Below are 10,279 nucleotides of genomic sequence, written 5' to 3' on the forward strand. Positions count from 1 at the left end.
TTCGTCACGTCATTGGCGCAAATAAGATCAAGAACCGTGGCCGCGTCCGGACCGCTCATCTCGTATTTGGCAAACGAGGACTGATCGAATATGCCGACCGCCTCGCGCACGTGGTGATGCTCCTGGCCGACGGCATCGAACCAGTTCTGCCGCCCCATGGAATAGACATCCCGGCCTTCGGTGCCGGCAGGCGCAAACCAGTTCGGTCGCTCCCAGCCGAGCTTCGAGCCAAACACGGCACCGTGTCCTTTCAGCCGATCATAGAGCGGCGAGACCAGCCGCGGCCGACCACTCTGGTATTCTTCATGCGGGAACCCGATCGTGTAGTGCTTGCCATAGGCTTCGAGCGTGCGATCGAGCACCCATTGGCGATCCCGGTGCATGCCGGCGAAGCGACGGATATCAACCACCCAGAGATCAAGCGGCGCCTCGCCATCGACCACCCACTGCGCCAGCACCCAACCCGCGCCGCCGCCGGATGCGATACCGAAGGCGTTGAACCCGGCGCCGACGAACATGTTCTTGCATTCGGGCGCCACGCCGAGAATGAAATTGCCATCGGGCGTAAAGCTCTCAGGCCCGTTGATCATCTGCTTGACCCCAGCCTTTTCCAGCGCCGGGATACGCTCGATCGCCTGCACCATATGCTGCTCGAAATGATCGAAGTCATCGTCGAACAGCCGGAACGCCCATTCGTCCGGCACGTCGCCCGTCGTCCACGGCTGTGGGTTCGGCTCGTAACCGCCCATCACCAGGCCGCCAACCTCCTCCTTGAAATAGGTCAGCCGGTCCGGATCGCGGATCGTCGGCGCATCCGTCGACAGGCCATCCAGCCTCTCGGTGATGATATATTGATGCTTGACCGGTTGCAGCGGCACGTTGATCCCCGCCATCGCACCCACCTGCCGGGCCCATTGGCCTGCACAATTGACAACCTTCTCGCAGGCAATGTCGCCGAGCGTCGTCTTGACCTTGAGAATGCGGCCATCCTTCATCTCGAAACCGGTCACCCGGACATTCTCGACGATTTTTGCGCCATGCATGCGCGCGCCACGGGCGAGCGACTGCGTAATGTCGGAAGGGCTCGCCTGCCCGTCGGTCGGCAACCAGCTTGCGCCGACAAGATCGTCGACATTCATCAACGGCCACATCCGCTTGACCTCTTCCGGCGAGATCAGGTGCATGTCCATGCCGAAACTGCCGGCGGTCGTGGCAAGCCGACGGAATTCCGTCCAGCGGTCCTGATTGGTTGCCAGACGCAGGCAACCCGTCATCTTCCAACCGGTGGCAAGACCCGTCTCGGCCTCAAGCCCCTTGTAGAGATCGACGGAATATTTGAGCACCCGGGTGATCGAGGCCGACGAGCGCAATTGCCCGACCAGACCAGCGGCATGCCATGTCGAGCCGGACGTCAGCGTTCCCTGCTCCAGCAGGATCACGTCGGCCTTGTGGTCTCGCGCCAGATGATAGGCCGTCGAGCAACCGATGATGCCGCCGCCGATAACGACGATCTGGGCATGGGATGGAAGCGTGGTCATGCAGATGTCTTTCCATAGAGAGAACGATAGCGGTCGAGCGCCACCTGAAGGCGGAGGAGATTTTCAGCCGTGTAGGTAACGTAGTCGGCACCGGGTGCGTTCAGATGAAGCTCGGAAACCATGCTCCACATGGCTTCGCGCAGCAGGGACGCACATTGCATGGCGGCAAACGCCTTGAGGAAATCCCGGTCGGGCGTCCGGCCAAGGTAGTGGGCAAGAAATTCAAGGCTGGCATCGTCGGAAAAGCCGGAATTCGACGTTGCCCCCGCCAGATCGAACATTGCGGTGGAATAGCCGGCATACTCGAAATCGATCAGCCAGAGCCTTTCGCCATCATCGAGTATATTGGCTGGCAACAGGTCATTGTGGCCAAAGACGATCGGCAGCGGCACCTGCGCCTCCTCCAGCGTTTCTGCCAGATCAAGGTAGCCGGGCAGCTGCGGGACCATCCGGCTGTTGCCCGCAGCCAGCGTCCGCGCATAGTCGCGCACGACATGAAAAGGCCAGAACAGATAGGCACTGCCGCTGACATAGCGGGCCATTGTTTCATGGAAACGTTTCAGCAGTCGGGCAACAGCCTCAGCATTGGCGACAACATCTTCGGCGCCATAGGTCTTGGCACCCAGAAACGCCGTCACCATCACGCCGGGTTCGGCATACCGGACTTCCGGCCCAAAACCCGCCGCATGTGCACTTTGCGCCACCATCAATTCACGCTGCCGCGAGACATGATGAAACGGATAATCCTTGCCGAAACGTACGACATGGCGGCCGACCGCATCGGTGACAACGTAACTTTCATTGCTGATGCCGCCCTTGAGAAGGGCGATTTCGATCGGGCCTTTCCAACAGGGCAAGTGCCGCATGCGATCCCTGTTTGCACTGGTCTCACCAACCTCGCCGGTCACAACGTCCGTCACGCTCATCGGCGCGACGCCTTGTTCGCATACATCACGCATGACCTCCCAGCGGTTCAAACGGTTTCAGCCCCACCTCTGGGTCCGTTCCCCTATGTTCTTGTTGGAGACCCGGAGGATGACCAAGCTTCGTGCAGCCAGATCAAGCTGTCAATCGACCGTGTGTATATTTGCGGCTAATTGACCGATTTTGTGACTTTACTTTTGGCGCACTGGATTGCATCGCTAGCACGGCAACAGCACCGGGACGTCAGCATGGCGGAATCAAAACGACATCGGGACATACTCAATCTCCTGCAGCAAAACGGCACACTCTCGATCGCAGAGCTGGCCGGCCGTCTTGGTGTATCATTCGAAACCGTCCGTCGCGACTTGCGCCCGCTTGCCGACAACCACGCGATTGTTCGGATGCACGGCGCCGTTGCCCTGCCCTCGATGCTTGGCGAGGCACCTTTTGAACGACGCCTGCGTGACAACCCCGAGGCAAAGAAAGCCATTGCCAGGGAACTCGCTGCAACCATCCGCGACGGTGATTCCATCATGCTAGATACGGGAACGACGACGAGCATCCTGGCGCGCGAACTGCTCGGGCATCGCCGACTGACCGTAATCACCAACTCGTCCGACATCGCCAGAACCCTGGCGACCAGCAACGAAAACCGCGTCTATATGGCCGGCGGCGAGCTACGCTCGGACAATGGCGCCGCGTTCGGCTCAACCGCAATTGAGTTCATCAGCCGTTTCAATGTCCTGCATGCCGTGATCTCGGTCGGCGCCGTAAGCGCCGGTTCGGGCATACTGGACTTCGACTTCGAAGAAGCCGAGTTCGCCCGGACCCTACTGACCCGCGGCGATCGGCGGATCGCCGTCACCGACCACAGCAAGTTCAACCGTAGCGGCTTGGTCAAGGTTTGCGATTTCAGCGACCTGACACATCTCGTCACCGACGGCACGCCGCCCCCGGATATCATGAGCGCGCTGGAATCGGCGGGGGTCACCTGCCTGATTGCGTCGTTGACTTAACCGCGACAACCGCAGCCAAGGGCGAACAACGATGCTTGGGAAAAACCCGCCTAATCGTTGCATTGCTGTGGTGCAGGTGGCAGGGATATCATAGGATCCTTGCAAGTGTTGCCCTCTGCGGCATGATCGCGCGGAAGGCAGTTGGTATTGGGTATGATGCCGGACGAATTTATAGGTCAGATCTTGCGTTTGCCGCGCTGGCTCAAGCGCTCGCTTGCGCTTGTGGTCGACATGGTGCTCTGCGCGCTGACGGTTTGGTTCGCTTTCTGCTTTCGGCTTGACCAATGGGTGGTGCTGTCAGGCATCCAATGGCTGACCATCCCGGTCTCGATCGCCATCGCCATCCCGATCTTCATCAGGCTTGGACTTTATCGGGCGATTTTCCGCTTCATCGGCTGGGCAGCGTTCCTGTCGATCCTGAAAGCGATTTCGCTGTATGGCCTGATCTACATGACCATCTTCACGATGATCAGCTTCCCCGGAATTCCCCGCACCGTCGGCATTCTTCAACCGCTATTGCTTCTGCTTGCGGTCGGGCTTTCGCGTCTCGTCACCCGCTATATGCTCGGCGATTCCTACCGCCAGCTTTTGCGGCATGGGAACCGGTCCCATATCCTGATTTATGGCGCCGGCACGATGGGCCGCCAACTGGCGAGCGCGCTCGACAATGGCGCAGAGCTGAAGGTGAAGGGCTTTCTGGACGACGACAAGAGCCTGCATGGGTCGATGATCGGCAGTGCAAGGGTGTATGATCCGGCACAATTGAACGCGCTCGTGGAAAAGCTGGATGTTCGAACCGTGCTTCTGGCGATCCCGAACATTTCGGCTGCACGGCGCAACGCGATCATTGAAAGCCTGCGGGGCGGTCATGTCGCCGTCCGGCTGGTGCCCAGCGTCAGCGAAATCGCGCAAGGCAGGGTCAATCTGTCGGACTTTCACGAGTTGGACATCAAGGATCTTCTGGGCCGCGACGCAGTTGCCCCGAACCCGGAACTTCTAAGCCGCAATATTGCCGGCAAGACAGTAATGGTGACCGGTGCGGGCGGCTCGATCGGAAGCGAACTCTGTCGACAGATCATGGCTGTCGGGCCTGATCGATTGCTGCTTGTCGAGCAGAATGAATACGCCCTCTATACGATCCACGCCGAACTGACACGCGACTTTGGCGAAAAGGCGGATGCAATCCTGCCATTGCTGGGCTCCGTGCGCGACCGCCGCCGCATCCGCGAGATCCTTCAAACCTGGCCCGTCGATACCATCTATCACGCCGCCGCCTACAAACATGTGCCGCTGGTCGAACACAATCCGATCGAAGGTATCAAGAACAATGTCTTTGGCACCGAGGTCATGGCCGAAGCGGCCATCGAAATGGGCGTGCCGCAATTCGTCCTGATCAGCACCGACAAGGCCGTGCGCCCGACCAACATCATGGGAGCCAGCAAGCGCATTGCCGAAATGCTGCTTCAGGCACTGACCGAAAATTGCCGGACTACCACATTCTGCATGGTCCGGTTCGGCAATGTGCTCGGCTCGTCCGGATCCGTGGTTCCGCTTTTCCGCCAGCAGATCCGCGATGGCGGTCCGATCACACTGACGCACCCGGACATCACCCGCTTTTTCATGACCATCCCGGAAGCATCGCAACTGGTGATCCAGGCTGGAGCAATGGCGGAAGGCGGCGATGTCTTCGTGCTCGACATGGGTGAACCCGTCAAGATCATCGACCTTGCGCGGCGAATGGTCGAGCTGTCCGGCCTGACGATCCAGGACGATGAAAACCCCGATGGCGATATCGCCTTCGTCATGACCGGCCTTCGCCCGGCGGAAAAGCTCTATGAGGAATTGCTGATCGGCGAAAACCCCGGACCGACGTCGCATCCCCTGATCATGAAGGCACGCGACGAGTTTCTTCCATGGAAAGCACTTGAGGAAATGTTGCGGCAACTGGAACAGACAATGGATGCGGGCGACGTGGCGGCGAGCCGTGCAATCCTGGCATCGCTGGTCACGGGCTACAGGCCGAGCGCCGACGTGGTTGATCTGGTCGTCCTGCGCAATGCCGAGCAGGTGGAGGACTCGATACAGCTCCCCAATCCGGATAGCACCAGCTACGGGCGCCTGTGATGATCCTCGTCACGGGAGCAAATGGCTTCGTTGGCCATCGCCTGACCGCAGATTTGCGTGCGCAGGAGCAGATCATCCGCACAGTCGGCCGAACAACGCGTTCGGCGGATATCGTCATCGATGCAATCGATGGCCGCACGGATTGGCGCGAAGCCCTGAAGGGAATCGACAGGATTGTCCATCTGGCGGCCCGCGTCCACATGATGAAGGATAGCGCATCCGACCCGCTTGAAGCGTTCCGGACGGTCAACCGGGACGGAACGCTGCATCTTGCCCGCGAGGCCGCCGCCGCCGGGGTCCGCCGTTTTGTTTTCATCAGCACGCTCAAGGTCAACGGCGAGGAAACCCGCCCCGGCCATGCCTTCCAGGCAGACGACAAGCCACAACCGGAAGATGCCTACGCCATCTCCAAGTGGGAGGCCGAACAGGGTCTGATGGAGATCGGCCGACATACAGGCATGGAGACCGTCATCATTCGGCCACCTCTGGTCTATGGCCGAGGCGTCAAGGCAAATTTTGCATCGCTCCATCGTCTGGCTCGCACCCGTCTTCCGCTCCCGTTTGGCAAGCTTTCTGGCCGTCGTTCACTGCTTTACGTCGGCAACCTCAGCAATCTCATCTCCGTTTGCCTCGATCATTCCATGGCTGCGGGGCAAACCTTCCTGGCCAGCGACGGTGAGGACGTTTCCGTCGCCGAACTGGTCCGGCGCATTCGCAGGCTGGAAGGCAGAAGAAGCGGTCTGCCGCCCGTTCCTTCAACACTCCTGCTCAGTGCAGCACGCCTGCTTGGCCGGGAGGAGATGTACAGACGATTGGCGGGGTGTCTTGAAGCAGATGTGTCGAAGACCCGCGCGCTGCTGAACTGGACGCCACCGTATACGCTTGATCAGGGCCTGGCGGACATGGCGGACTGAATTGGGACAACGAGACGTTGCAACCCGATTGGGCAAGCACTAGAACCGCAATCGATTGCTAAAACAGGCAGTCGATATTATGAGAAATGCCGGCATCGGCCGAAAGGCCGGGCACGAACTGAGCAAAAAATATGAAGATTGGCGTCTACGTCATAAATCTCGCGAGATCGCGCGCACGCTGGGATGGCCTGAGCCACAGAGCGGGCGAACTCGGCATCGCGCTGGAGCGGGTCGAAGGCGTCGATGGAACCGCCCTTGCGACGGGAAGCCGCTCCGATCTCGACATGAAACGCTTCCTGCGCGAGAACGGCCGGATCGTCTTGCCGGGCGAATATGGCTGCTACCGCAGCCATATGCTTGCAGTCTCGACATTCAGATCAAGTGACTACGATGCAGCGCTCATTCTGGAAGACGATGTGGAACTGGTCGCAGATCTTGTTGAGAGAGCGGCCGCCATTCTCCAGGCTGCCCCTGAAGCCGAACTGGTCAAGCTCCTGAACCATCGGACAAAATGGTTCCGTCTAAAAGCTACAAGCCGCCTCGGTGACGAGATCGGGCGCAGCGTTCACGGCCCGCAGGGATCAGCCGCATGTTATCTGATCACACGCTCCGGCGCTGACAAGATCCTCAAGAGCCTCGAAGTCATGTGTTATCCGGTGGATGTGGCGCTTGAGCGCGGCTGGCATACCGGCCTTGCTGTCTTTACCGTCCGCGACAACGTGTTGAACCTGAGCCCGGCAAGCAAGACGACCGAAATTGCAACACGCGACGACTATCGAAAGGGCAAGTTCCGCGGACCACGCCGCACGATCACCCATTTGCTGCGCACTTTGGATTACATCCGCAGGATACGATATTGCCTATCTTGAAACGCATTCCAGGACCGATGAACCTGCAACAAATGCCCTATCTGCCCCTCATAATCTCTCTATCATGGGCATTTCTGGCATCCGCCATGCTGCTGGAAAGCGACCTTTACCGCTATGCAGCGATCGCCCTGCTTGTCTTCTGCTGGACGCTTCACCGCACCGATTTCCATCACCTCAAAGGTGACTGGCTTGCCCAATTGTGCTTCGTCTGGGCTCTTTATGCGTTTCTCCGCTTTGCCTGGGGCATTGTCGTCTATGGAGAAAAGGGCGCTTCCGAATGGCTCTATATCTTTCCTTTGCTCATTCCCTGCCTCGGCGCCTGCCTATACGCCACGCGTGATCGTCTCTTCGCCGCCGTCACCTTTCTGATGGTTGCCGGCTTCCTCGGCCTGCTTCTGACGCTGGATATTTCCGCACTCGTCCACGGTGAACGGTTCAGTCCCTTGTACCACCACAATCCGATCCACGCCGCCGTTGGCTGCGGATTGCTGTTCATTTCCAGTGTCTACTGGCTCGCCTTTGCCGCCGAAACAACGATACTGAAAACCACCGGTGGAAAAGTTCTGGCAACCATGGCAATCATGACGGCCCTGCTCTGTCTCGTCGGCATCTTTGGCGCCAAGTCAAAAGGCGTATGGCTCGCCTTTTCAATAGTCTTTGGCTTCATGAGCATCACGGCCGTCGTTCACTATGGTCGCCGTCATATGCTCGTGCCTGGCGCCATCGCCTTGCTGCTCTGCGTACTTGCTGCCGTCGTCACCTTCGACAACATCAAACACTATGCCGGTCCCACGGTCGTCGCCGCCCTGCGCCTTTCCGAACAGGCCATGAGCCAGGAGGAAATCGAAAAGGCCATGGCAAATTCCGTGAGCAAGGCAGACACGCCGGAATCGATGCGCGAGCGGTTGATGCTCTGGACGAATGCCGTGGACATTTTCCTGGATTCGCCCGTCATCGGGTCAGGCAATCTCTGGCTGGCAAAGTGGCGAAATGCGAAATACGCAAATGTTGGCTACACCCTGATCCACAATGGTTATCTCGAAATCCTCGTGCGCCACGGTCTGCTCGGCATGGCGATGCTGCTGATCTTCGTGGCAACTGCCGCCTACCGCATCAGGCTGGCATGGAAGCGCGGCCTTATCCCGTCCAGCCTGATGCTTTATCTGTTCAGCATGAGCCTGTTCTTCTTCATCACCATGGCCTCGAATTCGAACAACCGCCTGGCGATCGGCGAAAGCTTCTTCCTGCTGGCTGGTGCTGCGGTCCTTGCCATTTCCATCATGCTCCGCGCCGATGCTAGACCATCCGCGCAGACAATCCCTGCGTGAACCTATGCTGAAACGTCTATTCGACTTCACCGCCGCGCTGCTTGGACTGATCCTCGCAAGTCCGATCATGGCGGTGCTTGCCATCATCATTCGTCGGACATCTCCTGGCCCGGCGCTTTTCGTTCAGACAAGAGTTGGGCGCAATGAAGTGCCCTTCACCTGCCTGAAGTTTCGCACCATGGCGACCGGTACGCCCGACGTTGCCTCGCATGCTGCGTCCACAAGCTGGATCACCCCCACCGGCCGCTGGCTGCGCGCCTACAAGCTCGACGAACTTCCGCAGCTTATCAATGTGCTAAAAGGTGAAATGAGCCTTGTCGGCCCAAGACCCTGCCTGCCAAATCAGGCGGATGTGATTGCCGCGCGGCGCGCCCAGAACGTCTTTTCGGTTCGTCCAGGCATTACAGGGCCTGCCCAGGTTGCTGGCATCGACATGTCGGAACCGACGCGCCTTGCAGCCGCAGACAGAAGCTACGTCGAAAGCCAGACACTGACCGGTGACATAAAGCTCCTGTTCCAGACGGTGCTTGGCGGTGGCCGAGGCGACGCGGCGACCCGTTGACCATTGGCCTGTTGGCCTGTTGACGACCAAAACAAGCGCAACTGGCTCGGTTCTTGCCTGACCTTTTTTGGTCGGTGATTTATCAAATCCGTATAATCGAATACACTACCCAATAGAGACTGATTCGAAAAAGTCTCACAGGCTAAATGATTTAGCTGAGGTGGCGGACATGGAACAGCAGGCAGACTTTGAGACCTGGGCTATGGTCCGGGCTCAACAGATCATCATGCATCACGGTGCCAATCTCGTGGTGTCAGCCCAACGGCTCGACCACAAGAAAACGACGGCAAATACCTTTGCCCTACGGGCAGCCATCATGAACTCGCTGATCGAGGCAATGTCTGCGCCGCCAGCGAAAGCCGGCAGCGAGATGCCCTATCCGACAGCAGACGTGGTTTCCCTCTAGGCAGCGACGCAACCTGCCCTACCTTGATCGCCTTGCCGATCCGTGACAGGTTTTGCGCCATGCGAATATTGCTGGTGGAAGACACACACGACGTGGGAGAAGCGATCAGTCGCCGGTTCGAGACAACCGGTCATACGGTCGATTGGCAAACGGATGGCCGTGCCGCCTCGGAAATCCTCGATTTCACCGACTACGACCTTGTCATTCTCGATGTCATGTTGCCGGGCCTCGACGGCTTCGAAATCCTCAAGCGGCTGCGCCAGAACCGCAATGCCGTGCCCGTAATGGTCCTGACAGCCCGTTCTGAAATCGATGATCGCGTCAGTGCCCTGGATCTCGGGGCGGACGACTATCTGGTCAAACCTTTCGACTTTCGCGAACTCGAAGCCAGAGCCCGCGTCTTGTTGCGCAGACGTTCCGGCGGCGAGGCTACCAATGTGATTGCCTGCGGAGACGTCATGCTCGATCGCACCAATCGCTCGGTGCATGTCGGCAAACGCGAGGTACAGCTCAAACGCCGCGAGATGACGCTTCTTGAAATCCTCGCCTCGCGTCCCGGCCGCGTATTCAGCAAGGACCAGCTGCTCGACCAGATCTT

Annotated in this window: 10 protein-coding genes; 8 read left to right on the forward strand and 2 right to left on the reverse strand. The window is 58.9% G+C overall.

Annotation, left to right across the window (positions count from 1 at the left end):
• The coding region (locus PDO_RS04555; protein WP_007598420.1) for an FAD-dependent oxidoreductase at positions 1–1,538 on the reverse strand (1,538 nt) is incomplete at its 3' end.
• Positions 1,535–2,464: a choline/ethanolamine kinase family protein gene (locus tag PDO_RS04560; protein WP_007598421.1), complete on the reverse strand. Its 930-nt coding sequence runs from the start codon at positions 2,462–2,464 to the stop codon at positions 1,535–1,537. The genes PDO_RS04555 and PDO_RS04560, both read right to left, overlap by 4 nt.
• A 246-nt stretch (positions 2,465–2,710) precedes the next feature.
• Between PDO_RS04560 and PDO_RS04565 the strand changes: the two genes are divergently transcribed.
• From PDO_RS04565 to PDO_RS04600, 8 genes are all read left to right on the forward strand, one after another.
• A complete protein-coding gene (locus PDO_RS04565; protein WP_007598422.1) occupies positions 2,711–3,478 on the forward strand; it encodes a DeoR/GlpR family DNA-binding transcription regulator in 768 nt (255 codons plus the stop codon).
• 153 nt (positions 3,479–3,631) lie between these two features.
• Complete coding sequence (locus PDO_RS04570) at positions 3,632–5,602, forward strand: nucleoside-diphosphate sugar epimerase/dehydratase (protein WP_007598423.1); 1,971 nt, start codon at positions 3,632–3,634, stop codon at positions 5,600–5,602.
• A complete protein-coding gene (locus PDO_RS04575) occupies positions 5,602–6,516 on the forward strand; it encodes an NAD-dependent epimerase/dehydratase family protein (protein WP_007598425.1) in 915 nt (304 codons plus the stop codon). The genes PDO_RS04570 and PDO_RS04575 overlap by 1 nt, the downstream gene beginning before the upstream one ends.
• Before the next feature lie 131 nt (positions 6,517–6,647).
• Positions 6,648–7,385, forward strand: a complete 738-nt coding sequence (locus PDO_RS04580) for a glycosyltransferase family 25 protein (RefSeq protein ID WP_007598427.1) — start codon at positions 6,648–6,650, stop codon at positions 7,383–7,385.
• Positions 7,373–8,713, forward strand: coding sequence for an O-antigen ligase family protein (locus tag PDO_RS26925; RefSeq protein WP_141649819.1), 1,341 nt, complete (start codon positions 7,373–7,375; stop codon positions 8,711–8,713). Before PDO_RS04580 ends, PDO_RS26925 begins: the two co-directional genes overlap by 13 nt.
• A gap of 4 nt (positions 8,714–8,717) precedes the next feature.
• Positions 8,718–9,275, forward strand: coding sequence for a sugar transferase (locus tag PDO_RS04590; protein WP_007598432.1), 558 nt, complete (start codon positions 8,718–8,720; stop codon positions 9,273–9,275).
• Positions 9,276–9,444: 169 nt separating this feature from the next.
• On the forward strand, positions 9,445–9,681 hold the full coding sequence (locus PDO_RS04595; RefSeq protein WP_007598434.1) for a hypothetical protein: 237 nt from the start codon (positions 9,445–9,447) through the stop codon (positions 9,679–9,681).
• Between the two features lie 59 nt (positions 9,682–9,740).
• Positions 9,741–10,279, forward strand: a 539-nt coding sequence (locus PDO_RS04600; RefSeq protein WP_007598436.1) for a response regulator transcription factor, incomplete at its 3' end; no start/stop codon positions are given.

Origin of the sequence: Rhizobium sp. PDO1-076 (genome assembly GCF_000247475.1) — a bacterium.
Classification (GTDB): domain Bacteria; phylum Pseudomonadota; class Alphaproteobacteria; order Rhizobiales; family Rhizobiaceae; genus Allorhizobium.

Bases quoted from the DNA above. Each gene is read 5' to 3' on its own strand.
- PDO_RS04560 (WP_007598421.1), bottom strand. From the start codon at position 2,464: ATGAGCGTGACGGACGTTGTGACCGGCGAGGTTGGTGAGACCAGTGCA.
- PDO_RS04565 (WP_007598422.1), top strand. From the start codon at position 2,711: ATGGCGGAATCAAAACGACATCGGGACATACTCAATCTCCTGCAGCAA.
- PDO_RS04570 (WP_007598423.1), top strand. From the start codon at position 3,632: ATGATGCCGGACGAATTTATAGGTCAGATCTTGCGTTTGCCGCGCTGG.
- PDO_RS04575 (WP_007598425.1), top strand. From the start codon at position 5,602: ATGATCCTCGTCACGGGAGCAAATGGCTTCGTTGGCCATCGCCTGACC.
- PDO_RS04580 (WP_007598427.1), top strand. From the start codon at position 6,648: ATGAAGATTGGCGTCTACGTCATAAATCTCGCGAGATCGCGCGCACGC.
- PDO_RS04590 (WP_007598432.1), top strand. From the start codon at position 8,718: ATGCTGAAACGTCTATTCGACTTCACCGCCGCGCTGCTTGGACTGATC.
- PDO_RS04595 (WP_007598434.1), top strand. From the start codon at position 9,445: ATGGAACAGCAGGCAGACTTTGAGACCTGGGCTATGGTCCGGGCTCAA.